This is a genomic window from Allocoprococcus comes, assembly GCF_013300725.1.
In the GTDB taxonomy this organism is placed as follows: domain Bacteria; phylum Bacillota; class Clostridia; order Lachnospirales; family Lachnospiraceae; genus Allocoprococcus; species Allocoprococcus comes_A.
The window spans coordinates 1-24,500 of the sequence record NZ_JAAIMM010000013.1 but is presented as its reverse complement, the minus strand read 5'-3'; the positions used below and the strand labels follow the sequence as shown (position 1 = coordinate 24,500).

Annotated in this window: 23 protein-coding genes; 4 read left to right on the top strand and 19 right to left on the bottom strand. The window is 43.2% G+C overall.

Annotated elements, in window-relative coordinates; all coding sequences use genetic code 11:
* Nucleotides 1-120: 120 nt before the first annotated feature.
* Both G4407_RS08495 and sigE read left to right on the top strand, forming a co-directional pair.
* On the top strand, nt 121-912 hold the full coding sequence (locus tag G4407_RS08495; protein ID WP_173688524.1) for a sigma-E processing peptidase SpoIIGA: 792 nt from the start codon (nt 121-123) through the stop codon (nt 910-912).
* Between the two features lie 10 nt (nt 913-922).
* Nucleotides 923-1,666 carry an RNA polymerase sporulation sigma factor SigE gene (gene sigE / locus G4407_RS08490; RefSeq protein ID WP_173688523.1) on the top strand — a complete coding sequence of 248 codons (744 nt, stop codon included), beginning with the start codon at nt 923-925 and terminating at the stop codon, nt 1,664-1,666.
* 54 nt (nt 1,667-1,720) lie between these two features.
* Here the strand turns inward: sigE and ftsZ are convergent, their stop codons facing one another.
* The 19 genes from ftsZ to G4407_RS08395 all read right to left on the bottom strand — a co-directional run bounded on the left by ftsZ (nt 1,721) and on the right by G4407_RS08395 (nt 22,051).
* Complete coding sequence (gene ftsZ / locus G4407_RS08485) at nt 1,721-2,929, bottom strand: cell division protein FtsZ (RefSeq protein WP_173688522.1); 1,209 nt, start codon at nt 2,927-2,929, stop codon at nt 1,721-1,723.
* A gap of 149 nt (nt 2,930-3,078) precedes the next feature.
* Complete coding sequence (locus tag G4407_RS08480; protein ID WP_173688521.1) at nt 3,079-3,837, bottom strand: cell division protein FtsQ/DivIB; 759 nt, start codon at nt 3,835-3,837, stop codon at nt 3,079-3,081.
* A 44-nt stretch (nt 3,838-3,881) separates the two neighbouring features.
* Nucleotides 3,882-4,940: an FtsW/RodA/SpoVE family cell cycle protein gene (locus tag G4407_RS08475; RefSeq protein WP_179963130.1), complete on the bottom strand. Its 1,059-nt coding sequence runs from the start codon at nt 4,938-4,940 to the stop codon at nt 3,882-3,884.
* A gap of 76 nt (nt 4,941-5,016) precedes the next feature.
* Nucleotides 5,017-6,378: a UDP-N-acetylmuramoyl-L-alanine--D-glutamate ligase gene (murD, locus tag G4407_RS08470; protein WP_173688519.1), complete on the bottom strand. Its 1,362-nt coding sequence runs from the start codon at nt 6,376-6,378 to the stop codon at nt 5,017-5,019.
* A 13-nt stretch (nt 6,379-6,391) separates the two neighbouring features.
* On the bottom strand, nt 6,392-7,348 hold the full coding sequence (gene mraY, locus G4407_RS08465; protein ID WP_055157373.1) for a phospho-N-acetylmuramoyl-pentapeptide-transferase: 957 nt from the start codon (nt 7,346-7,348) through the stop codon (nt 6,392-6,394).
* A 102-nt stretch (nt 7,349-7,450) separates the two neighbouring features.
* The gene (locus G4407_RS08460) at nt 7,451-9,184 is read right to left on the bottom strand and encodes a peptidoglycan D,D-transpeptidase FtsI family protein (RefSeq protein ID WP_173688518.1); all 1,734 of its coding nucleotides are present in this window, start codon (nt 9,182-9,184) and stop codon (nt 7,451-7,453) included.
* Nucleotides 9,185-9,248: 64 nt separating this feature from the next.
* Nucleotides 9,249-11,102 carry a peptidoglycan D,D-transpeptidase FtsI family protein gene (locus G4407_RS08455; protein ID WP_173688517.1) on the bottom strand — a complete coding sequence of 618 codons (1,854 nt, stop codon included), beginning with the start codon at nt 11,100-11,102 and terminating at the stop codon, nt 9,249-9,251.
* 23 nt (nt 11,103-11,125) lie between these two features.
* Nucleotides 11,126-11,656, bottom strand: coding sequence for a hypothetical protein (locus tag G4407_RS08450; RefSeq protein ID WP_173688516.1), 531 nt, complete (start codon nt 11,654-11,656; stop codon nt 11,126-11,128).
* Nucleotides 11,657-11,677: 21 nt separating this feature from the next.
* Nucleotides 11,678-12,613 (bottom strand): 16S rRNA (cytosine(1402)-N(4))-methyltransferase RsmH, encoded by a 936-nt coding sequence (gene rsmH, locus G4407_RS08445; protein ID WP_008371903.1) that lies wholly within the window; start codon nt 12,611-12,613, stop codon nt 11,678-11,680.
* Between the two features lie 26 nt (nt 12,614-12,639).
* Nucleotides 12,640-13,077 (bottom strand): division/cell wall cluster transcriptional repressor MraZ, encoded by a 438-nt coding sequence (gene mraZ, locus G4407_RS08440; RefSeq protein ID WP_173688591.1) that lies wholly within the window; start codon nt 13,075-13,077, stop codon nt 12,640-12,642.
* A 286-nt stretch (nt 13,078-13,363) separates the two neighbouring features.
* Nucleotides 13,364-13,606, bottom strand: a complete 243-nt coding sequence (locus tag G4407_RS08435; protein WP_173688515.1) for a hypothetical protein — start codon at nt 13,604-13,606, stop codon at nt 13,364-13,366.
* Nucleotides 13,607-13,673: 67 nt separating this feature from the next.
* The gene (locus G4407_RS08430) at nt 13,674-14,513 is read right to left on the bottom strand and encodes a DegV family protein (protein ID WP_173688514.1); all 840 of its coding nucleotides are present in this window, start codon (nt 14,511-14,513) and stop codon (nt 13,674-13,676) included.
* Between the two features lie 100 nt (nt 14,514-14,613).
* Nucleotides 14,614-15,783, bottom strand: a complete 1,170-nt coding sequence (locus tag G4407_RS08425; RefSeq protein WP_173688513.1) for an FtsW/RodA/SpoVE family cell cycle protein — start codon at nt 15,781-15,783, stop codon at nt 14,614-14,616.
* A gap of 181 nt (nt 15,784-15,964) precedes the next feature.
* Nucleotides 15,965-17,011, bottom strand: a complete 1,047-nt coding sequence (locus G4407_RS08420; protein WP_008371912.1) for an electron transfer flavoprotein subunit alpha/FixB family protein — start codon at nt 17,009-17,011, stop codon at nt 15,965-15,967.
* Nucleotides 17,012-17,035: 24 nt separating this feature from the next.
* Nucleotides 17,036-17,818: an electron transfer flavoprotein subunit beta/FixA family protein gene (locus G4407_RS08415; RefSeq protein ID WP_173688512.1), complete on the bottom strand. Its 783-nt coding sequence runs from the start codon at nt 17,816-17,818 to the stop codon at nt 17,036-17,038.
* Between the two features lie 12 nt (nt 17,819-17,830).
* Nucleotides 17,831-18,982: an acyl-CoA dehydrogenase gene (locus tag G4407_RS08410; RefSeq protein WP_055157360.1), complete on the bottom strand. Its 1,152-nt coding sequence runs from the start codon at nt 18,980-18,982 to the stop codon at nt 17,831-17,833.
* A gap of 140 nt (nt 18,983-19,122) precedes the next feature.
* Complete coding sequence (locus G4407_RS08405) at nt 19,123-19,995, bottom strand: 3-hydroxyacyl-CoA dehydrogenase family protein (RefSeq protein ID WP_055246466.1); 873 nt, start codon at nt 19,993-19,995, stop codon at nt 19,123-19,125.
* A gap of 69 nt (nt 19,996-20,064) precedes the next feature.
* Complete coding sequence (locus G4407_RS08400) at nt 20,065-20,841, bottom strand: enoyl-CoA hydratase-related protein (RefSeq protein ID WP_173688590.1); 777 nt, start codon at nt 20,839-20,841, stop codon at nt 20,065-20,067.
* A gap of 28 nt (nt 20,842-20,869) precedes the next feature.
* Nucleotides 20,870-22,051, bottom strand: a complete 1,182-nt coding sequence (locus tag G4407_RS08395; RefSeq protein ID WP_173688511.1) for an acetyl-CoA C-acetyltransferase — start codon at nt 22,049-22,051, stop codon at nt 20,870-20,872.
* 341 nt (nt 22,052-22,392) lie between these two features.
* Between G4407_RS08395 and ptb the strand changes: the two genes are divergently transcribed.
* Together ptb and buk are read left to right on the top strand one after the other, a co-directional pair.
* Nucleotides 22,393-23,304, top strand: a complete 912-nt coding sequence (gene ptb, locus G4407_RS08390) for a phosphate butyryltransferase (RefSeq protein ID WP_173688510.1) — start codon at nt 22,393-22,395, stop codon at nt 23,302-23,304.
* 13 nt (nt 23,305-23,317) lie between these two features.
* Nucleotides 23,318-24,388 (top strand): butyrate kinase, encoded by a 1,071-nt coding sequence (buk, locus tag G4407_RS08385; RefSeq protein WP_173688509.1) that lies wholly within the window; start codon nt 23,318-23,320, stop codon nt 24,386-24,388.
* The last annotated feature ends 112 nt before the right edge of the window (nt 24,389-24,500 follow it).

Sequence of the window (24,500 nt, the reverse complement as noted above, 5' to 3'; positions counted from 1 at the left end):
CGAATAAAATTATTCTGCTTTTTCCATCTTCTGACAAAATCTGAAACACATCTTTTCTATAATAAAGCATGCTTAAGTACCAAATCTATTTAGCAGCTAAAGAGAAAGAAGGATAAGACTATGCAGTATGAAGTATATCTGGATGTATTGTTTCTGGAAAATATGATGATGGATTTTCTGATTCTTCTGGCAGTAAAAAAAGTATTTCCATGTTCTGCCACTTATGGAAGTCTTCTTGCCGGTTCCTTTACCGGTTCACTACTGACCTGTGTCATTTTATTTTTTCCATGCCCGGTATGGAGCCGGTATATCCTGCTGTTTTTCCTGGTAAATTCCTGTATGACAGTGATCGGATTGAAAATCCGGACATTTCCCGTTTTTTTCAAAGCATGGATCCTGCTCTATCTTGCAAGCTTTCTCCTTGGAGGTATCATGAGCTGTCTCCGTCTTTATTTTGGAAAATTTTTCCGGATTACATCTTTTCTTTTCACCCTTGGCATCTGTGGTTTTTTTCTTTTATATCATGGGCTTTTGTTTCTAAAGAAACTATGGAGATCACAAGATCATAGTTATGATGTGATTTTAACTGTAAATGGAAAAGATTTTCATCTGAAAGCCTTTCTGGACAGTGGCAATCATCTTTCTGATCCACTGACCGGGAAGCCGGTTCATATTATCAGCAAAAACGCCTGTCAGAAGATTTCTTCCCAGATCTCACCTGGAAGGCTCCGGTACATCCCGTACCAGACTATACAGAAGACGACCGGTATTCTTCCTGTTTTTTCTGTCAAGAAAATGAAAATAACAGGAGAATCTGAATTTTGGATCCATTCTCCACTGATCGGTATTTCCGAACAGAAGAATTTTGGAAACGGAAAATATGAAATGCTATTGCATCCTGAAGATTGTTAGGAGGATTATAATGATGATAAAAGTTGCTGTTTCAGATTGTTTTAAATTGAAAATGATTCCCTCTTTCCGCAGTGTTTTCTTCCCGGAAAAGCAGGAAATCCATTACATAGGAGGGACAGATATCCTGCCACTCCCACTTAGCAGTGAAGAAGAGGGGCATGCCATTTCCCTTCTCGGAGGCGTGCAGGATGAAGAAGGAAAGAAGCTTCTTATTGAACATAACCTGCGTCTGGTTGTATATATAGCGAAAAAATTTGACAATACCGGTGTGGGCGTAGAAGACCTGATCTCCATCGGCACGATTGGACTGATCAAAGCAATCAATACCTTCAATCCAGAGAAAAATATCAAGCTTGCCACCTATGCCTCCCGTTGTATTGAAAATGAGATCCTCATGTATCTGCGCCGGAATAACAAGACCAAACTGGAGGTCTCCATCGATGAACCGCTCAATGTTGACTGGGATGGAAATGAGCTTCTTCTCTCCGATATTCTTGGAACTGAAGAAGATACCATTTATCGTGATATGGAAACCGAAGCAGAACACAAACTTCTTGGAAAAGCCATCGGACGGCTTTCAAACAGGGAACGGGTAATCGTACAGATGCGATTCGGACTTGGGACACCCGACGGGGAAGAAAAAACGCAGAAAGAAGTGGCCGATCTTCTTGGGATCTCCCAGTCTTACATATCAAGACTTGAAAAGAAAATTATGCAGAGACTGCGGCGCGAAATGGTACGCTATGAACAGTAAACTATGAAAAACAGGGAAACAGTAATTTCTTACTGTTTCCCTGTTATTTCATTCTTATTTCTTGAAGAAATCCGGAATCTTGATAGACTGCTCTTTCACCTTGCTCTGTGGAGTTCTTGTACTCTGAAGCGGTGGTACCTGTGTAGTCTGCTGCTGTACCGGTCTGCCTCCGTATACCGGTCTTTCTACATTGCTGTATTCTCCCGGATTAAACTGTGGACGGGAAATATTGCTTGCACCCATTCCAGCTCCACCGTTCATCATAGCTGCTTTATGTTCCAGTCTTGACTGAAGCTTGCTCTGTGTTCCGCCTACATTGTGAAGACCTGTTGCGATAACTGTGATAGTTGCTTCATCTGACTTGGAATCATCATACATTGCACCGAAGATGATATTTGCATCTTCACCTGCAAGATCCTGTACATATTCTGCCGCATCACTCGCATCCATAAGAGTGATATCACCTGAAATGTTGATGATAACGTGAGATGCACCTGCGATGGTTGTTTCAAGCAGAGGGCTGGCAACTGCCTGCTTAACTGCTTCAAGAGCCTTGTCATCACCTTTGCCCTGTCCGATACCGATATGAGCAATTCCTTTATCTGTCATAACTGTCTGTACATCAGCAAAGTCAAGGTTGATCAGTGAAGGTACATTGATCAGGTCTGTGATACCCTGGATACCCTGCTGAAGAACTTCATCAGCTTTCTTAAGTGCTTCCGGCATAGTTGTTCTTCTGTCTACAATTTCAAGAAGCTTATCATTCGGGATAACGATAAGTGTATCTACATTTTCTTTTAATTTTTCGATTCCGGCAAGAGCATTGTTCATTCTTGTCTTGGATTCGAATTTGAAAGGTTTAGTTACAACGCCAACAGTAAGTGCTCCCTGCTCTTTGGCAATACGTGCAACAACAGGAGTTGCTCCTGTTCCTGTTCCGCCACCCATACCACAGGTAACAAATACCATATCAGCTCCCTTGAGTGCTGACTGGATCTCTTCGGCACTTTCCTCAGCTGCTTTTTCACCGATCTCCGGTTTAGCCCCTGCACCAAGCCCCTTTGTAAGCTTGTCTCCGATCTGCATAAGAGTCGGAGCTTTACATAACTGAAGAGCCTGTTTATCTGTATTGATTGCAATAAATTCAACACCTGCAATCTGTTCATCGATCATGCGGTTGACTGCATTGTTTCCGCCGCCACCTACACCGACTACAATTATTTTAGCTGCTGCTTCTGATTCATTTGTTTTAATTTCTAACAAGAGTTTCTCCTCCTTCGTCACCTTATTATATTATACACCCTAAATGTCAATATGCGCTTAGTTATACATAAGACTATAATATATTTTTTTCCGAAAAATATCAATAGAATTTTGTATATTTTCCTATTTTTTTATTCACTTGACACAGATTATGTTCCGAGGTCCGGAATCACATCTTTTTCGAAGGTAATTGTAATATTATCTGTGTTAAAATCTTCCAGATGCAGGGTTCCTCCCTGATCTCCCAGCTTCTCAAGAATCGGCGATATCTGCATGATCCGTTCTTCCAGATTCGTGTGTCCGACATTGACACATTTGTTTCCGAAAAAAAGATACAGATCTGAACCGGAACAAACAATCTTATCCGGCGCGAGATCACATTTTTTCAGTGTCATCGTCATATCCAGAAGGTTCGCAAATGCTTTTTTGTTCGCCTTGCTGACCGGAAGTGCTTTGTAAAGCTGTACCTTCTTTACTTCCAGCCCTTCAATGCACGGAATTCCATCCCACAGCTCCTTTGTCTTTGCAAGTACGATACCATCCTTGTCAAAATAGATACATTCATCACCTGACACGATATAACCGGCCACCCGCTTTTCTTTGATCGTCACCTTCACAGTCCACGGATTCTTCATCGTCACATTTGCCTCTTCCATTGCCGGAAGCAGCTCGTGATTCATCAGGTGGTTCCTGATCATCACATACAGCGAATTGGAAGACCAATTATCATCCTGCACCCAGTCTGCAATCTCCTGTCTGCTAAGATACTGATTTCCTGATACTTCGATTTTCCGCACTTGAAAGAGTAAAAGAAACGTAATCATAGCTATGCAAACCATAATAATGACCAGAATGGCTTTCATGGCAGTCTGCTTTATGATTCTCTTTTTCCTTTCTTCCTGTATCATCCCACCAGGCATCTTCCTCCTTCCGTCATTTGTATATCTCCTGTCTAGTCTACCACTTGTGACACACTTAGCACAAGTCCCATTTCAATTAAAAGAAACATCACCGATGTCCCTCCGTAACTGATGAACGGAAGTGTGATCCCTGTATTTGGAATCGTATTCGTCACAACTGCGATATTCAAAATAACCTGGATCATCATATGTGCCATTGCACCAGTCGCGATCAGCGCACCAAAAAGATCCCTGCTTCCGGATGCAATCATGAAAAAGCGCCAGATCAGAAGCAGAAACAGAAAAACGATAATCCCCGCACCTGCGAGTCCAAGCTCTTCACAAATAATTGAAAAGATCATATCATTCTGTGCCTCAGGTACAAACCCCAGCTTCTGCACACTGTTTCCGAGCCCGACTCCGAATACTCCTCCGGATCCAATCGCGTAAAGTCCCTGCAGTGTCTGATAACCTTTTTCATATTTTTCCGGATTTCTCCAGATAGCAAGCCGTTCCAGCCGGTAGCTTTCAAGGGCAAGAAAAAGCCCCATAAAGCACGCGCCTGCGAGTCCCATCAAGGCAAACTGCGCATATTTCGGGCTTGCTACAAAGATCAGGATCACACCGATTCCCAGAATAATGATCGCCGTGCTTAAATTGCTCGCTCCCACAAGTCCCACGATCGGAAGGATCCAGAACATGATCCTGCAAAGTGTCCACATTTTCCCAATTGTTTTTACGTTCTTCGTCACAAGATCCGCCAGAAAAAGAATTAGTGCAACTTTCGCAAATTCCGATGGCTGAAAAGAAAACGGGCCCAAAGCTAACCATCTTTTGGACCCGTTAATTTCTCTGCCAAACAACATGACCGCAACCGAAAGTGCAACCGCTGCCAGATAACCAAATATTGCCAGTCTCTGCCAGATATGGTAATCCATCCCCGCCACGAACAGCATCAGTACAATTCCAAGCACCGTCGCAAACGCCTGCTTTTTCAGATAGTAAAAGGAATCATGAAATTTCACCTGACCGTTATATGCACTGGTACTGTATAAGATCACCAGTCCGATCACAACCAGGAGAACAACAATCAACAGAAGCGTGTAATCCATACGCCCCTTTTTCCCTTTTTCCTCCACTTTGTTTCACGCCCTTTGATACAGATTATATGAAATTATTTTATTTCTTTTATAACGCATTTACGTATTTTTTGAATTCTTCCCCACGCACTTCATAGTTCGGGAACATTCCCCAGCTTGCACATGCCGGTGACAGCAGAACTGCATCTCCGGGTCTTGCAAGCTCCACACAGGTATCGAGTGCTTCTTCGAAAGTATCTTTTAAAATACAGTCATGAAATCCGCACTCTGCTGCTTCTTTCTGAATCTGCTCTTTTGTAGCACCGATCAGTACCAGATAGCGGACTTTTCCATCAAAGCTCTGGATCCATTCATGGAAATCGGATTGTTTATCATATCCACCACCGATCAGGATCGTCGGGCGGTTCATTGCCTGGATTCCCTTGATCGCCGCATCCGGATTCGTTCCTTTAGAGTCATTGTAATAGACAACCCCGTTCTTCTCTGCCACATATTCAATACGATGCTCAACCCCCTTAAATGCAAGTACAGACTTACGGATCACATCCAGATCTACACCGTAAGCTGCTGCCATTGCAACCGCTGCCATAACATTCTCATAATTGTGGACGCCAAGGATCTGTAATTCGCCGGTCTTGCAGATGACCGTTCCTTCTTTCTCCTTTTCCGGTTTGTATACAATATCTTCTCCGTCAAGATAAATACCCTGTTCCAGTTTATGCTTACTGCTGAAAAATAGAACACTTGCCTGAAATTCATCTGCCATCTTTCTTGTCTCTTCATCTTCATAATTGAGAACACAGATATCTTCTGGTGTCTGATTCTTCGCAATATTCATCTTTGCACGAATATATGCTTCCATCGTATGATGGCGGTTCAGATGATCCGGTGTGATATTAAGAACTGCACTTACCTTTGGATGGAAGGTATGAATACTCTCCAGCTGGAAGCTTGAAAGCTCTGCCACGATCACAGAATCTTCTCTGGTATCTGCTGCGGCATTCGTATATGGTGTACCGATATTTCCCACAACAAAAACGCTGTCACGGGCATTTTTCATAATCTCGCCTAAAAGAGAGGTTGTTGTCGTTTTCCCATTGGTTCCGGTAATTCCAAGCACATCTCCTTTTCCGCATACATAGGCAAGCTCAATCTCGCCCCAGACAGGAATTCCTTTTTCTTTCATAGCCAGAACAATCGGCAGATCAGTCGGCACCCCCGGACTCATTACAACCAGATCAAGACTTTCCATCTCTTCTTCCGGAAAAGCTCCGAGGACAACACGGACTTTGCTTCCATCACCAAGCTGTGCTTTCATTGCCTCTGCATCTTTTTTATCATTTCCATCATACAGAATTACCTCTGCCCCTTCTTTTTCCAGTAATCCGCAGGATCCGATCCCACTGATTCCCGCACCAAATACCAACACTTTCTTTCCTTGTAAATCCATTCTTATAAGCCTCCTATAATGCCAGCAGTGCAACCAGGCACAGAATTGCAGTTACAATTGAAAATACTGCAACCACCCGTGTCTCGCTCCATCCACACAGCTCGAAATGATGGTGGATCGGCGCCATTTTAAAGAAACGCTTTCCGCCTGTTTTCTTAAAATATGTTACCTGGATCATAACTGATAAAACTTCTACCAGATAGATCAGTCCTACGATGATAATAAATAACGGCATCTGGAGCATGTATGCTGTCGAAGCAACAAATCCTCCCAGAGCCAGTGAACCGGTATCGCCCATAAATACACTTGCCGGATAAACGTTGAATAATAAGAATCCCAGCAGCGCACCTACCACCGCACAGGTAATCGGTTCAATCCCACTCTTTGTTCCGATCGCAACAACCGTAAAGAAGGTTGCCACAAGAACTGTTACACTGGATGCAAGACCGTCCAGTCCATCTGTAAAATTCACACCATTGACGGTACCGATCACCGCAATAAAAAGTACCGGAATGGCAAACCAGCCGATGTTCAGATATTTTCCACCGGAAAACGGTATCAGCATGGTAAGCGGTATCTTTGCCACTTTCACGATGTAAAATGCAAAAATCGCTGTGATCACGATCTGGAGTGCCATCTTCTGCATCGGCATCAGTCCATCTGATCTGTGAAGAACAACTTTCAGATAATCATCCAGGAATCCAACCAGTCCGAATCCAATCGTTACAAAAAGTACCGGGATCACCTTCGGATACTCTCTTACATAGATCAGAGAAGTGACCGCAATCGCAAACAAGATCATCACGCCTCCCATCGTCGGCGTTCCGGCTTTTTTAAGATGCGACTTCACCCCGTCCTCTCTCTCTGTCTGATCCATCTTGAGTCTTCTTAAAACAGGAATTACCACCGGTCCTGCTGCCACACTGAGAACAAACGCGATCAGCACCGGTATGACCATTGTAAAATCCATAATACACCTCTGTCTTTCTTTTGTTTTCAAAATCAGCCCTTACCTTAAAGGCTCAGATTCTACGCTTTAGTATAATGTATCTGCCCTGTTTTTTCAACTGCTTCACGGGTTTTCTTCCCGTTCGATTCCAAGATAGGGAAGAATATTGTCGAAAATATCGCGCACAACCGGAGCTGCTATCGTCCCGCCATAATAGATACCCTGTGGGTTGTAAATAATTGCCATTGCTGCTACCTGCGGATCATCTGCAGGTGCAAATCCGATAAAAGATCCTATATAACGGTTCGCACTTCTTGGCAGTGTCTGGCTGGTCGCTGTCTTTCCTCCGATCCGGTATCCTTCAATCTGTGCTTTTTTTCCTCCTCCCTCAGACACAACCGTTTCCAGTATCCTTCTCATCTTTTCTGACGTTTCTTTAGAAAGAATCTGTTTTCTTTTTCCATAAGAAATCGTTTCTTCCTTCTCTCCACTTTCCGCATCATAAACGGCGACGCCAAAATGAGGAGTGATCCTTTTTCCCCCATTTACCAGAGAGCATACTGTTGTTGCCATCTGCATCGGTGTCACTTGAAAAGACTGTCCAAACGACATCGTTGCCAGCTCTACCTGCCCTACATTTTCCTTCTTGTGCATGATCGTTGCAGCCTCTCCCGGAAGATCTACACCTGTCTTCCCCATCAATCCGAATTTTTCAAAATATTTATAAAAATTCTCTGTTCCAAGCCGCATCCCTACTTCAATAAAAACCGGATTGCAGGAATTCTGCACCCCCTGTACAAAAGTCTCAGCTCCATGTCCAGTCGTCCTCGCACACCGGATCCGGCGGTCTTCCACAAGCTTGTATCCAGGACAGTAAAAAGTATCTTCTTCTTTGACCACTCCCTCTTCCAACGCCGCCGAAGCAGTAAATACCTTAAAGATCGATCCTGGTTCATAAGTATCATTGATACTCCTGTTCCGCCACATCTGATTCAGCATTGCCTGTTTTTCTTCATCATTCAAAGCAGAATCCGTTCCCTCCGGTAATGTAAACGGGTCATTCAGATCAAACTCCGGAATATTGACGCAGGCATAGATTTCCCCTGTTTTTGGATTCAAGATCAGAATCACAACTGCATCTGCCTGTTTTTCTTCCATTACTTTTTCCGCAGCCTGCTGTGCATATTCCTGAATATTATAGTCCAGGCTTACCTGCAGAGTGTCTCCGGAGACCGGTTCTACTCTGTCTTCCAGCGTATCCGCAAGCTCAATCCCTCTGGCATCAGTTGTTGTCAGAATCATTCCGTTCACACCTTTCAGATAATTTTCATACTTTACTTCCAGTCCAATGATTCCCTGATTGTCTCCACCGGTAAATCCAAGAACCTTTGAAGCCAGATTGCCATATGGATAGTACCGTTTAAAATCCTCATCTACCTTCACCCCGTCCAGTTCATATGCACGAATCCGGTCTCCGGTCTCTTTCTCCACATTTGTCTTTATTTTTTCCCTGGAAGAAACTTTTTCGACTCTTTTCCGAATCATTTCTTTCTCTATTCCCAGCTCATCGGCAAGAACCTGGATCACTCTCTCCGGATCTGTTATCTGACTATGGATAACAGATATGGTACACACCGCTTTATTTGTCGCAAGGACTTTTCCATTTCTGTCAATGATCTCTCCCCTTGCCGCCTTGATCTCCCTCTCCCTTTCGTGCAACATTTTTGCCTTCTGCTGATAATACGCAGCATCAAATATCATCAGATACACCAGTCTTGCGATCAGAAAAAAAATCATCAGAAGCGCGCTTAAAAATACTACCAGCATTTTCTTTTTATTATAAGTCTTATTCCGCATAAAAACCCCGAAAAACAGATTCTTACTATTACTGTATTATCTGTCTTCCGGGGTTATACCCAAATTACTCAGCCGGAGCCTTTGTAATATTCAAATATGGAAATGCTTCTGCCATAATATCAGAAGCGAGCTGCGAGATCAGGCTGCTGGTCGCTGACTGATCCGGAGCATTCGGTTCATCGATGACTACATAAATCATAATTTCCGGATTCTCCTGCGGTGCATATCCGATAAAGGATACCACGTTCTTATTCTCTCCACGGGGCAGTTTTTCCGCTGTACCGGTCTTACCACCGATATCATAACCTTCTACCTGTGCATATCTACCGCTACCGTTCTGAACAACACTGTACATATAACTTTTCAGCTTATCAGAAGTTTCTTTAGAAATCGTCTTCTTCTCCAACACCGGATCAATAGTCTGGATCACATTTCCGTTCTCATCCTGAATGGCTTTTACAAGATGCGGTTCATAATAATCGCCACCATTGATCAGAGAACAGAATCCTGTCGCAAGTTGAAGCATAGTTACGTTAAAATTCTGTCCGAAAGAGTTGGTTGCAAGATCCGTTTTGATCATTCCATCCGGTGACTGCAAAATACCAACCGCCTCACCCGGAAGATCAATCCCCGTATACTGACCGAATCCAAAAATACTCTGGTACTTACAGAATTCTTCCGGTCCGATTGCCAGACCAATCTGCATCAGGGCAACGTTACATGAATTTTCCATAACCTGTGTCAGATTCTGCTGCCCGTGTCCACCATTATCATAAGAGATACATTTAATCTCCCATTCATCGATCTGAAGGGAACCACCGCAGTAATAGGTCTCATCACCTTTCAGTGCACCAATCTCCAGACCTGTTGCAACCGTAAATGGTTTGATCGTAGATCCCGGCTCAAAAGTATCGCTCACGCAGAAGTTTCTCCAGAGTTCATTCAGAGCGTCGATCTTATCGTCACTGCTCATTCCGGTTAATTCTTCCTCTGTATAATACTTGGATAGATCTCTCGGATTATTCAGATCATAGGTAGGTGAGGAAGCCATTGCCAGAACTTCTCCGGTATTCGGGTTCATCATGATCACAGCTCCGTTTTTAAATCCCATCCCCTCCTGCGCTTCATCTGTATGCGCCTGGTTAAACTCTTCCAGATGCTTTTCCACGATAGACTGCAGGTTCGCATCAATCGTTGTTACGATCGTATTTCCATTTATCGGCTCTTTCACCGTGTTTTCAATTGCCGAGTCTTCATTCTGATAACCATATCTGCGTCCATCCGTTCCATTCAGCGTTAAATTATAGGATGCTTCCAGTCCGCTTGCTCCCACATTTCCCGATACGCTGAATCCCAGGACATCGCAGGCAAGTGTATTATATGGATATTTTCTGACATAATCCTCTTCCAGCCAGACTCCTTTGATCTTGGAATTTTTCTTCTCTGCCGCTTCAAATGCCTTTGCATCATCGTAGGAAATTCCTTTTTTCAGAATATTGTACCGACTGTCCGGACTGTCCGCGATAATTGCATCCACTGCCGATGCCTTGATCTGAAAATAACTTTTCAGCGCTTTTTTCGTAGCTTCTATGTTTTCTGCTTTTTTTGTCTCGTCTGAAAGTAAGACCTTTGCATCCAGAATCACATTGTATACACGCTCACTTGTCGCAAGCTTTGTGCCGTTTGTGTCTACAATATCTCCACGCTTGAACGGAATCGACTGACTCACATACTGCTGCTGATCCAGTACTGTCTTGGTATAATCTTCTCCTGACGAGGCATTGATATAGGTAATTCTTCCGACAAGAATAACAAAAGCCAGTAATATCGCTATAAAGAGCATTACCAGCTTTTTCTGCATTCCCACCGTGAATTTCTGCCTCAGAACGGAAGTCTTTCTTTTTCTTCTTTTTGACATGCTATTCACCTTTGTTCATAAACCTATTTATCTGTTGTCTGTCCAAGCACTCCGCTTTTCGGAATACTTTCGTACTGTTTTACATAATCATTAACCGGGTTCTGATATTCAACGATCTGATCCGAAGTCGCATATCCCATACCAAGATCATTGATTGCACGGTCTCTTACTTCTTCCAGATTCACAGAATCCATTACTACGTTATATCTAGTTGTATTCTCTTCTTTTGCATCTGCCAGTTCCTGCTGCAGCTCGGTAATATGCTCTGTCCGGCTTGTAAGCTCTGCACGTACCTGCAGATACCATACACAGACTACAAGTGCTGCCACTGCCGCAATTGAAAGAAACATCACATATGCAGGATTCATCCGCATTGCTTTTCTTCGATTTTTCAAAATCTGTCTGTCCAGTTTTTTCTTTTTATGTTTTTTTCTTGGTTCCTCTTGTCGCTGTGGCATGACTTCTGCCTGGCGAACTGTATTTCCGTATATGTACATTCCTCGGCTTGTTACTGTACGTCTGTCTGCCTGTATTCTCTGACTGTATTTTGCCATACAGCACCACCCTTTCAAATTCTATACGCGCTCAAAGATACGCAGCTTCGCACTCTTAGAACGACTGTTCACTTCCATCTCTTCTTCACTTGGAAGAATCGGTTTTTTCGTAATAACTTTTCCTTTTGAAACTTTTCCACACACACATACCGGAAAAGTACTCGGACATGTGCATGGATTCTCATTCTTTTTAAAAATTCCTTTGACAATTCTGTCCTCCAGGGAATGGAACGTGATGATGCATATCCTTCCTCCCGGATTTAAAATATCGATCATATCGTCAAGTGAATCCCTGAGTACCTCCAGTTCCCGGTTACATTCAATCCGGATTGCCTGAAAGGTTCTTTTTGCCGGATGCCCCGACATCTTCTGAAACTTCATCGGTATAGACTGTCTGATAATCTCTGCCAGCTGCCCGGTTGTTTCAATAGGACCTTTCTCTCTTGCCATAACAATATGTTTTGCTATATTCTTCGCAAATTTGTCCTCACCATAGTCGCGAATAATCCGAAAAAGGTCCATCTCACTGTAGCCATTGACAATCTCCTTTGCAGATAAAGTCTGGCGTGTGTCCATTCTCATATCCAAAGGCGCATCTACGCGATAGGAAAAACCACGATCTGCCGTATCTAACTGATAAGATGATACGCCCAGATCGAGTACGATTCCATCGACCTTGTCAATCCCTTTCTCATGGAGCCTCGACTTCATATCACAATAATTGCTCCGGATTATTGTAACTCTCTCCCCGAAGTCGCTTAATCGGGTGCCTGCTGCTTCAATTGCCGCCGCATCCTGGTCTATTCCTATAAAACTCCCCTTGTTGTTTAAACGCCGACATACTTCGTATGCATGTCCGCCTCCTCCAAGTGTGCCATCAACATAAATACCGTCCGGCTTGATGTTCAGTCCTTCGATTGTCTCATCCAGTAATACTGATTTATGCTTAAATGCCATGGTGTCCTCCTAATTAAAAGATCTATTTAGATGCTAAGTCCCAAATCTTCCATGTCATTTGCAATGTCCTCGATATTTTCCTCAACATCAGCTGTACGTGCTTCCCACGCCTCTTTACCCCAGATCTCGACCTTGTCCAGCACACCTGCTAGAACAACCTCTTTTTCAAGATCTGCATAAGCGCGAAGAGAAGAAGATATCAAAACTCTCCCTTGTTTGTCAAGTTCTCCTTCCGTAGCACTTCCAAGAAAGAAACGCTTAAAGTCTCTGGCTTTTTTGTTTGTAAGCGGTAAGGTTCTAAGCTTCTCTTCAAAGGCTTTCCATTCGTTGTCCGGATACAGAAATAAGCAGCCGTCCATCCCTTTCGTAATTACGAAATGTTCTCCCAGACTCTCTCGTAATTTGGAAGGAATAATCAGCCTGCCTTTTGAATCAATACTATGATTAAATTCTCCAGTCAACATAGGATCACCTTCTTTCAAAGTGGTCTGCCACTTTCCATGCCACTTTGCTCCACTTTGCTCCACTTTCTACCACTTGTATCCATTGTACCCCACTTTTCCGCCCTTTTCAAGCACTTTTTCGATTTTATCCATTCTGAAAAAAGTCCGATAAATCGTATTTTTTCCATTTTTCATTCATTTTGTGGTGAAAAGTGGAGCGTTTTATACTCCATTCCCCACACAGTACATAAAAAAAGTGGAGAAACCGTTCCACAATGGAACCATCTCTCCACTTTCTTCTTTTCATCTACTCCGCAGTGTTAAGTGACTGGATATAATCACTTACAGCAGAATAATCAACTTCTGCTACTGCTCTTGGCTGCTTTGATTCATACAGATCATAAGCGGACCATCCAATCCAGACAACGATTGCAAGTGCAATCAGCCCAAGAATCGTATAATCAAAAGCTTTTCGCAAGTTTTTCTTTCTTTCTTCACGCTTTCTGTTCGCTTTTGCCTGTTTATAATAATCTACTTTTTTCTGACTCATATCTGTAAGTCTCCTTCGCAATCAATCTAACCAGTATATTCTATCACACTTTTACGATTGATACAAGCTATACTGCAATAATCACTCCGCCATCATTCGCATACATGCTACTGACACCTCTGGTATCCAGAATAATAATGTCTTTTAATTTCACACGTTCTTCCAGCATCTTCTTCACATCCTGTGCTCTCTGCGGGCAGTTACAATGCGAAATTGCAAGTACCTTGTTCTCCGGATCTTTCAGATCTGCAATCACACAATCCACCATATTCTTAAGTGCTTTTTTAATTCCGCGCGCCTGACCCAGCTGGCAAATCTCTCCCTTCGCAGTAGAACCCATCACCGGCTTAATATTCAGTACTGTCGCCGCAATTGCTTTCAATCCTGTAAGTCTTCCATTCTTACGGAGCGTCTCAAGCGTCTCAAGAACAAAATATGTGTGCTGCTCTTCAATATATGCTTCTACAGCAGCTACCACTTCCTCGAATGTCATGCCCCGCTCTTCACACTGCGCAATCTTCATCCCGACCAGTGTCTGTCCTACTGATGCAGATTTTGAGTTGAACACATAAATATCTTTCTCGCCATATTCTTCTTCATATAAATTCTTGCCCAGTACGGCACTGTTATAAGAACCGCTCAGTTCAGAAGACAACGTAACAGCATATACATGCTCCGCATCACAGTGATATCCTTCCATAAATGTCTCCGGAGACGGACAACTTGACTTTGGACATGTCGGGCATTCAGCTACGTTCTTCAAAAATTCAGCCTGATTGAAAGATTCATCATCAATTATATGATAATCTCCAACCTCCAGTCCCAGTGATGCTGTCTCAAACCGACCTGAAGCCTTCATCTCTGCTGTCAATTCTCCACAACTGTCCACAATCACTTTATAACTCATAATCCAAACCTCCGAAACGTGTCATTTGCATCCATTATACATGGTTTTCATTACCACTTATAACATCATACCACACTTTTCTTTGAAAAAAAAGCTTTTTTTACCCTTCCAGTTTAATTCTTCTGGAAATTCCAAGTGCCATTCCCATCTCTATCATCAGGAACAGGATGGATGTACCACCATAACTGATAAACGGCAATGTAATTCCAGTATTCGGCATCATGTTCGTAACTACCATGACATTAAGAATTACCTGGATCGCGATATGTGACATAATTCCTGTCATGATCTGTGCTCCATACAGATCAGGTGCGTTCTGTGCAATAAAAAGCAGTCTGTAGATCAGAAGACCGAACAAAACCAGGATAATGATCGCTCCAAATACCCCAAGTTCTTCACAGATTGCCGACAGGATCATGTCATTCTGCACTTCCGGTATTACCGTCTTTTGCACACCATTTCCCAGTCCTTTCCCGAAAAAGCCACCTGATCCGATCGCATATAACCCTTGCACCGTCTGGAAAGAAATCGTTGACGCATATTTTTCCGGGTTCAGCCAGGCAATGATACGTCTGAGTCGGAAGCTGGTACTGTTCTCAAGAAGTCTTCCGAGGATATATGATCCCACCACAAAAACAGTCAGCCCGCCTCCTGCAATCCACAGAAAAATCTTCTGCTTCTTATGTACGACAAAAAGGATACAGCAGGAAATTCCCATTACAATGATCGCAGAGCTTAGATTCTCAGTCAGCACATAAACTCCCAGTGCTGCCAAACCTCCCCACGCCACAACTCCCAGCGATCCTTTCAGGGTATGTACTTTATTTCCCATTCTACAGATCAGGTATGGGATAAATATGATCACAGCGATCTTCATAACCTCTGCCGGCTGGAATGACTGATTAGCCGGAAGCCGGAACCATCTTCGTGCACCATTTACCTCAATTCCAAGTGGTGTAAATTTAACAAGTGCAAGAAGAAGCATGGATCCCCAGTAGCTCATTGCTGCATATTTTGAAAACATATGATAATCCAGGCGAGAAACCCACATCATCACACCAATACTTCCAAGTCCGATGATTCCCTGTCTTTTCAGAAAGTACATCCCATCTCCGTATTCCGTTCGTGCTTCATAGGAACTGATACTGTATAGCATCACCAGTCCAAAACACATCAGAAATATAATAATCGCCAGAAGACTGTAATCAAAATAATGAACCGTCTGCTTTTTTACAGCCTTCCTTCGTTTGCTTTTGATTCTTTGTGCCATTTATTCACACTCCTACTTAAGCTATAACTACAAAGTCTATATCTTATAGAGTATACCATAATATCCCCCTGACGCACAAGCTTTCCGCAAGAAAATAGAGCAGGCTAATTTCCACTCGATTTGTATACACAAAAATGGTGCCGCTTCTTTGCGACACCATCTTTGTTTTACCAGCTATTCTTTATTTTTTAGCAGCAACTGCTTCTTTGATCTGTTTGGTAAGTTCTGGTACGATCTTGTTCAGATCTCCAACGATACCATAGTCAGCTACATCAAAGATCGGAGCTGTCTCATCTTTATTGATTGCAATGATCAGATCAGATTCTTCCATACCTGCTACATGCTGGATCGCTCCGGAAATACCGATTGCAAAATATACCTGAGGACGAACAGTCTTACCTGTCTGTCCTACCTGAAGATCTTTTGGTTTCCAGCCGTTATCTACAACTGCACGTGAGCAGCTTACTTCTCCGCCAAGTGCTTCTGCAAGGTCTTCCAGGATCTTGAAGTTTTCTGCACTTCCGACTCCACGTCCACCGGATACAAGAATCTTGGCATCCATGATATCAACTGTCTCAGATACAGATTTGACAACTTCCATGATCTCAACATATTTGTTATCCGGTGTGAATCCAGGATTGAATTCTTCTACATTTGCTTTTGCACCTTCGATCTTAGCGATCTTCTGCATAACACCAGGACGAACGGTTGCCATCTGCGGACGATTATCCGGACAAGCGATGGTAGCAATTGTATTTCCGCCAAATGCCGGACGAGTCATGAGAAGCTGATTGTGCTTCTGTTCTTTTCCGGCTACCGGATTAATCGGGAAATCACCGATCTCAAGCTGTGTACAGTCTGCTGTAAGACCTGTCTGTACTCTTGCGGATACTCTAGGACCAAGGTCACGTCCGATTGCAGTTGCACCTACTAACATGATCTCCGGTTTGTATTTTTCAATTACAGATGCCAGTGCGTGTGCGTATGGCTCTGTTCTGTACTCTTTCAGTTCCGGATCATCTACAACGATCACTTTATCTGCTCCGTATGCTGCAAGCTCATCTGCAAGTCCTTTTACGTCAGAACCGATCAGAACGGCTGCTACTTCTGCGTTTAAGTCTGCTGCAAGGTCTTTTGCTTTCCCAAGAAGTTCAAATGCGATTCCGCTCAGTTTGTTGTCTACCTGTTCAGCAAAGACATATACTCCCTTATATTCTTCTAAGTTCATGATATTCACCACTTTTCCTTCTTATTAAATGATATGTTTCTCTGTTAATTTTCCCATCAGGTAAGATACTGCTTCTTCCGGATCAAGAGCAACTTTTTCTCCTGCCCCTTTTCTTACTTTGTCAGATGCTTTCGCAATCTTTGTAGGCGATCCTGCAAGACCGATATTTGCATCATCCAGTGTAGTAAGATCTGCTCTTCCCCATGTTGTGATCTCAGCATCACAAGCATCGAAGATTCCGCCTGGTGTCATATAACGTGGTTCATTTAATTCTGAAAGTGCAGTGATAAGGCAAGGCATTTTTGCTTTCAGTACATGATATCTGTCTTCGAACTGACGCTGTACGATCACGCTGTCGCCTTCTACTTTGATATCCTGTGCATAAGAGATAACCGGGATGTCCAGATGTTCGGAAATCTGCGGTCCAACCTGTGCTGTATCACCATCGATTGCCTGACGTCCTGTGATGATCAGGTCATAATCGAGTTTGCGGATTGCTGCTGCGATGGTGCTTGATGTAGCCCATGTATCAGCTCCTCCAAGTACTCTGTCTGTTACAAGAATTGCTTTATCAGCTCCCATTGCAAGTGCTTCGCGAAGCACATCGGCTGCTTTTGGAAGTCCCATTGTAAGTACAGTTACTTCTGCTCCATACTGGTCTTTTAATCTAAGTGCGGCCTCAAGACCTGCTTTGTCATCCGGGTTCATAATTGCAAGCATTGCAGCTCTGTTAAGTGTACCGTCCGGATTAAACTGAACTCCGCCTTTTGTATCCGGTACCTGTTTTACACAAACAACTATCTTCACGATTCGTACCTCCTATTTCAATAAGTTTCCAGAAATAACCATACGCTGAACTTCTGAAGTTCCTTCGTAGATTTCTGTGATCTTTGCGTCACGCATCATACGTTCTACATCGTATTCTCTGATGTATCCGTATCCACCATGTAACTGAACAGCCTTTGTAGTAACTTCCATCGCTACTTCTGCTGCATAAAGCTTAGCCTGTGCAGCTTCGACAGAGTAAACTTTCTGTGTAGCTTTTGCCATGGCAGCTTTGTATACCATCATTCTTGCAGCCTCTACCTTTGTAGCCATATCTGCAAGCTGGAACTGTGTATTCTGGAACTGGCCAATCGTGCGTCCGAACTGTTTTCTTTCTTTTACATATGCGATTGTTCTGTCAAGTGCGCCTTCAGCGATTCCAAGAGCCTGAGCGGCAATACCGATACGTCCGCCATCCAGAGTATGCATAGCGATACCGAAGCCCTTGCCCTGTGCTCCAAGGAGATTTTCTTTCGGAATACGGCAGTCTTCAAAAATAAGCTCGTATGTTGAAGATCCACGGATACCCATCTTCTTTTCTTTGGTTCCGAATGTGAATCCCGGAGTATCTTTTTCTACGATGAATGCAGAAATCTCTTTCATCTTTCTGCCACGTTTTTCAACAATACCTGTTACCGCGATAATGATGTAAACATCTGCTTCTTTACCGTTTGTGATAAAGCATTTTGATCCGTTTAATACCCATTCATCTCCGTCAAGTACAGCTTTTGTCTGCTGTCCCTGTGCATCTGTACCTGCTCCTGGTTCTGTAAGACCGAAAGCTCCGAGTTTTCTTCCTGATGCAAGATCCGGAACATATTTTGCTTTCTGCTCCGGTGTTCCGTATGTCAGGATCGGGTCAATACAAAGGGAAGTATGTGCAGATACAATTACAGATGTTGTAGCACAAACCTTTGCAAGTTCTTCTACACACATTACATATGTTAAAGGATCGCATCCCTGTCCTTCGTATTCCTTCGGTACCGGAATACCGAGGAATCCATATTTCGCCATTTTTTCAACTGTTGCTCTTGGGAAAACTTCTGTTTCATCCACTTCCTGTGCAAGTGGTTTTACTTCGTTTTCTGCGAATTCTTTAAACAGAGTTCTCGCCATTTCGTGTTTCTTATCTAATCCGAAATCCATTTATTCTTCCTCCATGTCTTTATTTAGAACATCCATTACGATGTGAGTGTCAAAAATAAATTTTGCCACTCACTGATGTAATCGGATTGCTTATTCGTGCAAGCACAAACGCAATTTATACTTTTGACACTTACATCATATTACTGTGCATCAACCGGAGTTTTTGTGCGGTCTGCATTGTATACATAGAATCCTTTTCCGCTCTTAACACCAAGGTTTCCGCCACGGACCATCTTACGAAGCAGCGGGCACGCACGATATTTGCTGTCGCCTGTTTCTGCGTAAAGAACATCCATGATAGCAAGGCAGATATCAAGTCCGATAAAATCACCAAGCTCTAAAGGTCCCATTGGATGGTTTGCTCCAAGCTTCATAGCTGCATCGATTCCTGCAATGTCAGATACACCTTCCATTTTGATGAAAGCTGCTTCGTTGATCATCGGAACAAGGATACGGTTTACAACAAAACCTGCTGCTTCATTAACCTGTACAGGTGTCTTTCCGATTTCTTCTGCGATCTTCTTGATTGCATCTACAGTTTCAGCCGGTGTATTTACGCCTGCGATCACTTCTACTAATTTCATACGGTCTGCCGGGTTGAAGAAATGCATACCGATCATTGGACGGGTAAGTCCGTTGCCGATTTCTGTGATAGAAAGGCTGGAGGTATTTGATGCAAAAATGCATTCTGGTTTAGCGATCTTATCGAGTTCACCGAATGTAGTTTTCTTAACTTCCATGTTCTCAAATGCTGCTTCTACGATCAGATCACAATCTGCGCAGAGATCTTCTTTGAGTCCCGGAGTGATTTTAGCAAGGATTGCATCAACTGCTTCCTGAGTTAATTTTCCTTTCTGAACAAGTCTGTCATAGCCTTTGGCAATTTTAGCTTTTCCGCCTTCTGCCCATTCCTGTTTGATGTCGCAAAGAGCTACTTCATATCCATCTACCTGAGCAAATGCTTTTGCAATGCCCTGTCCCATTGTTCCTGCGCCAATAATTCCTACTTTCATTGAAATTACCTCCATTTTATATAAGAAATGTTCAGGGGAGTGTGATTTCTCCCCTATATTAATTTGTACTTATTTATTAAGGAAAGCTTCTACTTTTCTTTTCTCGAGGAATGCTGCCATTCCTTCTTTCTGGTCATAAGATTCAAAGCATCCGCCAAAGAGTTTCTCTTCTACTACGATTGCTTCATCCATTCCCTTTTCAAGGCCTTCATTGATTGCCTGTTTGCAGTGTCTCACTGCAATCGGAGCATTCTTCGCGATTCCCGCTGCCATCTTCTTAGCTGCCGGCATCAGTTCTTCCTGTGGATAAACCGCATTTACAAGACCAATTCTGTAAGCTTCGTCAGCTTTGATATTTCTTGCAGTGTAAATCATCTGTTTTGCCATGCCAGGTCCTACAAGTCTTGCAAGTCTCTGGGTTCCGCCAAATCCAGGTGTGATTCCAAGACCAACCTCCGGCTGTCCGAATACTGCATTGTCTGAACAGATACGGATATCACAGCTCATGGAGATTTCACATCCGCCACCAAGAGCGAATCCGTTCACTGCTGCGATTACCGGGATCGGAAGTGTTTCGATCTTACGGAAAATATCATTTCCTTTCTTACCAAAAGCTTCTCCCTCTTCTTTTGTAAGAGTACTCATCTCAGCGATATCTGCACCGGCTACAAAAGATTTTTCTCCTGCTCCTGTAAGGATCAGGCATCTGACTGCGTCAAGATCAACACCATTGATCGTTGCATCAAGTTCATCAAGAACTGCACTGTTCAGTGCGTTCAGAGCCTTTGGACGATTGATCGTAATAATTCCAACCTGTCCTTCTACTTCATATGTAATAAATTCCATCATCAACATCTCCTTTTGATCTGGTTTATTAATCACGTTCTACGATTGTAGCACATCCCATTCCGCCACCGATACAAAGTGTTGCAAGACCTTTCTTTGCATCACGTTTCTGCATCTCATGAAGAAGTGTAACAAGGATACGGCATCCTGAAGCTCCTACCGGATGTCCGAGAGCAATCGCTCCACCGTTTACATTTACTTTATCCATGTCGAATTTCAGATCATGTGCTACTGCAAGTGACTGTGCTGCGAAAGCTTCGTTTGCTTCGATCAGATCCATATCGTCTACAGAAAGTCCTGTCTTAGCCATTACTTTATTCGTAGCTGCTACAGGTCCAACTCCCATGATAGAAGGATCTACTCCGCCGAGTGCTCCGGCTACCCATGTTGCCATTGGTGTAACACCGAGTTCTTTTGCTTTTTCTTCACTCATAACAACGATTGCTGCTGCTCCGTCATTGATACTTGAAGCATTTGCTGCTGTTACGATACCATCTTTTTTGAATGCCGGACGAAGTCTTGCGATTCCTTCTGCTGTTGTTCCCGGACGCGGTCCTTCATCTGTATCAACTACGATGGTTTCTTTTTTCTTCTTCACTTCTACAGGAACGATCTCATCTTTGAATTTTCCTGCTTCAATTGCTGCGCATGCCTTCTGCTGGCTTGTTGCTGCAAATTCATCGAGCTGTTCTCTTGTAAGTCCCCACTGCTCTGCTACATTCTCAGCAGTAATTCCCATGTGATAGTCATTAAATGCATCCCACAGTGCGTCATTTACCATGGTATCAACCATCGGTGCATTTCCCATTCTGTATCCATAACGTGCATTTTTCAGTGCATATGGAGCCATAGACATATTTTCCATACCACCTGCAACTACAATATCAGCATCTCCTGCCTGGATCATCTGTGCTGCCATGTTGACACAGTTAAGACCGGATCCGCAAACTACATTGACTGTAACTGCCGGAGTCTCGACCGGAAGTCCTGCTTTCAGGGAAGCCTGACGTGCAACATTCTGTCCAAGTCCTGCCTGGATTACACAACCCATGTATACATGATCAACCTGCTCCGGAGCAACACCTGCTCTTTTTAATGCTTCTTTAATAACGATAGATCCTAATTCCGGAGCCGGAGTTGTTGAAAGAGATCCTCCCATGCTTCCGATTGCTGTACGACACGCACCTGCTAACACGATTTTCTTTGCCATCACTTTTTCCTCCTTTTACATCTTAATGGTAAGTATCACTTCTTAATTTATAATATGCTGTTTTACTTTCCTTTTTAAGATTTTCGCAAGGGACTTTTTCGTCCTCTTTTCTCACTATACTACCGTTTTTTTGTTTTGTCAAATATTTATCAATCATTTTTTATCATTTAATTTTCTTTTTACATTTTACCCAATACTTTTTACAATTTTCCTGTATGATTCGTCATTTCACACACATCACTTTTATATTGACCTTTCCATGATATGGTGCTACACTTAAGATTGTTAAAAAATATTCAACCAGAATACTATAATTAAATTATGAATGAGAAGGTGTGAAAATGAGCAAAAGTTTTGAAGAATTAATCTCAAAAGCAAATCAAAAAACCTTAAAGAAAGTCTCTGTTTCCAATGCACAGGATGAACCTGTACTTCAGGCTGTCAAAGCTGCAAAAGAACAGAATATCGCAACATCCATTCTTGTCGGTGACGAAGCCAAGATCCGTGAAATCGCTGCTTCTATTGATATGGATCTGACAGATTTCGAGATCATCAATGAGCCGGATACCGAAGCAGCTGCATTAAAGGCTGTTGAGCTTGTACATAATGGTGAAGCTGATATCCTTTTAAAAGGACTGCTTGAAACAAAGACATTCTTAAAGAGCGTATTGAATAAAGAAGTCGGACTTCGTACCGGAAAGATGCTTTCCCATGTATGTGTATTTGAGATTGAAGGCATTGACCGTCTTCTGTTCTTCACAGACGTAGCTTTCAATACATATCCAACCCTTGCAGATAAAGTCAATATCATCAACAATGCAGTAGAAGTCGCTCATGCATGTGGCATCGAGTGCCCGAAGGTTGCTCCTCTGTGTGCAGTTGAGACAGTGAATCCAAAGATGCAGCCGACAGTCGATGCTGATAATCTCACCAAGATGTACGAGGGTGGTGATTTCAAAGGATGCCAGATCTACGGACCACTTTCCATGGACCTTGCGATCGATCCTGAGGCAGCTGTTCACAAAGGTGTGACAAATCCAGTGGCCGGACATGCTGATATTCTCCTCTTCCCGAATATCGATGCAGGAAATATCACATATAAGATTCTTGTCCGCACTGCAAAGGTCAAGATCGGTAACGTACTTGTCGGAACAAGCGCTCCGGTTGTACTTACATCACGTTCTGATGATTTCCAGACAAAACTGAATTCTATCGCTCTTGCAACCGTAATCGCAGGATCGATCACAGACTAAGGAGGATCTTTTCATGAGCTATAAAATTTTAGTAATCAACCCGGGATCTACTTCTACCAAGATTGGTGTGTACGAAGACGAAACTTTGTTATTCGAAGAAACACTCCGTCATTCCACCGAAGAGATTGCCAAATATGCAACCATCGTTGACCAGAAAGATTTCCGTAAAGAACTGATCGTAGATATTCTCGCAAAAAACAGCTTCGACATCAAATCCCTGAATGTTGTTGTCGGACGAGGCGGACTTTTAAAACCGATCCCAGGTGGAACCTATCCGGTATCTGACGCACTTCTTGCTGACTTAAAAGCAGGTGTGCAGGGACAGCATGCATCGAACCTCGGTGGCATCCTTGCCCGCGAAATCGGTGATGAGATCGGAGTTCCTTCTTACATTGTTGACCCGGTTGTTGTCGATGAGATGGAACCTGTTGCAAGATATTCCGGAATCCCGGAACTTCCGCGTATCAGTATCTTCCACGCACTGAACCAGAAAGCAGTTGCCAAACGCTACGCTAAAGAACAGGGTGTATCTTATGATTCCCTGAACCTGGTCGTTGTACATATGGGCGGCGGTGTATCCGTCGGTGCTCATAAAAATGGTAAAGTTGTCGACGTTAACAATACTCTCGACGGAGACGGACCTTTCTCACCAGAACGTTCCGGCGGTGTACCGGCAGGCGCGCTCGTAAAAATGTGTTTTTCCGGTCAGTACACACAGGCTGAAGTATATAAAAAGATCAATGGAAAGGGCGGTCTCAACGGATATCTCGGAACCAACAACATGCGTGATGTTGCAGAACGTGCCTTCGAAAAGGGTGACGAAGAAGCAGCCGGTGTATTCCACGCATTTACCTACCAGGTTGCAAAAGAAGTCGGCGCAATGGCCGCTGTCCTAAACGGTAAAGTAGACCAGATCCTTCTCACAGGCGGTATCGCATACAGCGATTACGTAACATCCGAGATCAAAGAAAAAGTCGGATTCATCGCTCCGATCACCGTCTACCCAGGCGAAGACGAACTCCTCGCCCTCGCACAGGGCGCAATCCGCGTATTAAACGGCGAAGAAAAAGCTCTGGAATATTAAAAGAATTATCCAAAGCCCTAAAACATACAAACCACATATATCTCATCGTAGAAAAAAGGGGATGTGAAAAAACTCGATTGAGTTTTTTCGCATCTCCCTTTTTGTACCTGTT

Excerpts from the sequence above, each read along its gene's own strand:
- G4407_RS08495 (WP_173688524.1), top strand. The coding sequence starts at position 121 with ATGCAGTATGAAGTATATCTGGATGTATTGTTTCTGGAAAATATGATG.
- sigE (WP_173688523.1), top strand. The coding sequence starts at position 923 with ATGATGATAAAAGTTGCTGTTTCAGATTGTTTTAAATTGAAAATGATT.
- G4407_RS08480 (WP_173688521.1), bottom strand. The coding sequence starts at position 3,837 with ATGATACAGGAAGAAAGGAAAAAGAGAATCATAAAGCAGACTGCCATG.
- G4407_RS08475 (WP_179963130.1), bottom strand. The coding sequence starts at position 4,940 with ATGGATTACACGCTTCTGTTGATTGTTGTTCTCCTGGTTGTGATCGGA.
- murD (WP_173688519.1), bottom strand. The coding sequence starts at position 6,378 with ATGGATTTACAAGGAAAGAAAGTGTTGGTATTTGGTGCGGGAATCAGT.
- mraY (WP_055157373.1), bottom strand. The coding sequence starts at position 7,348 with ATGGATTTTACAATGGTCATACCGGTGCTGATCGCGTTTGTTCTCAGT.
- G4407_RS08460 (WP_173688518.1), bottom strand. The coding sequence starts at position 9,184 with ATGCGGAATAAGACTTATAATAAAAAGAAAATGCTGGTAGTATTTTTA.
- G4407_RS08455 (WP_173688517.1), bottom strand. The coding sequence starts at position 11,102 with ATGTCAAAAAGAAGAAAAAGAAAGACTTCCGTTCTGAGGCAGAAATTC.
- G4407_RS08450 (WP_173688516.1), bottom strand. The coding sequence starts at position 11,656 with ATGGCAAAATACAGTCAGAGAATACAGGCAGACAGACGTACAGTAACA.
- rsmH (WP_008371903.1), bottom strand. The coding sequence starts at position 12,613 with ATGGCATTTAAGCATAAATCAGTATTACTGGATGAGACAATCGAAGGA.
- mraZ (WP_173688591.1), bottom strand. The coding sequence starts at position 13,077 with ATGTTGACTGGAGAATTTAATCATAGTATTGATTCAAAAGGCAGGCTG.
- G4407_RS08435 (WP_173688515.1), bottom strand. The coding sequence starts at position 13,606 with ATGAGTCAGAAAAAAGTAGATTATTATAAACAGGCAAAAGCGAACAGA.
- G4407_RS08430 (WP_173688514.1), bottom strand. The coding sequence starts at position 14,513 with ATGAGTTATAAAGTGATTGTGGACAGTTGTGGAGAATTGACAGCAGAG.
- G4407_RS08425 (WP_173688513.1), bottom strand. The coding sequence starts at position 15,783 with ATGGCACAAAGAATCAAAAGCAAACGAAGGAAGGCTGTAAAAAAGCAG.
- G4407_RS08420 (WP_008371912.1), bottom strand. The coding sequence starts at position 17,011 with ATGAACTTAGAAGAATATAAGGGAGTATATGTCTTTGCTGAACAGGTA.
- G4407_RS08410 (WP_055157360.1), bottom strand. The coding sequence starts at position 18,982 with ATGGATTTCGGATTAGATAAGAAACACGAAATGGCGAGAACTCTGTTT.
- G4407_RS08405 (WP_055246466.1), bottom strand. The coding sequence starts at position 19,995 with ATGAAAGTAGGAATTATTGGCGCAGGAACAATGGGACAGGGCATTGCA.
- G4407_RS08400 (WP_173688590.1), bottom strand. The coding sequence starts at position 20,841 with ATGGAATTTATTACATATGAAGTAGAAGGACAGGTTGGAATTATTACG.
- G4407_RS08395 (WP_173688511.1), bottom strand. The coding sequence starts at position 22,051 with ATGGCAAAGAAAATCGTGTTAGCAGGTGCGTGTCGTACAGCAATCGGA.
- ptb (WP_173688510.1), top strand. The coding sequence starts at position 22,393 with ATGAGCAAAAGTTTTGAAGAATTAATCTCAAAAGCAAATCAAAAAACC.
- buk (WP_173688509.1), top strand. The coding sequence starts at position 23,318 with ATGAGCTATAAAATTTTAGTAATCAACCCGGGATCTACTTCTACCAAG.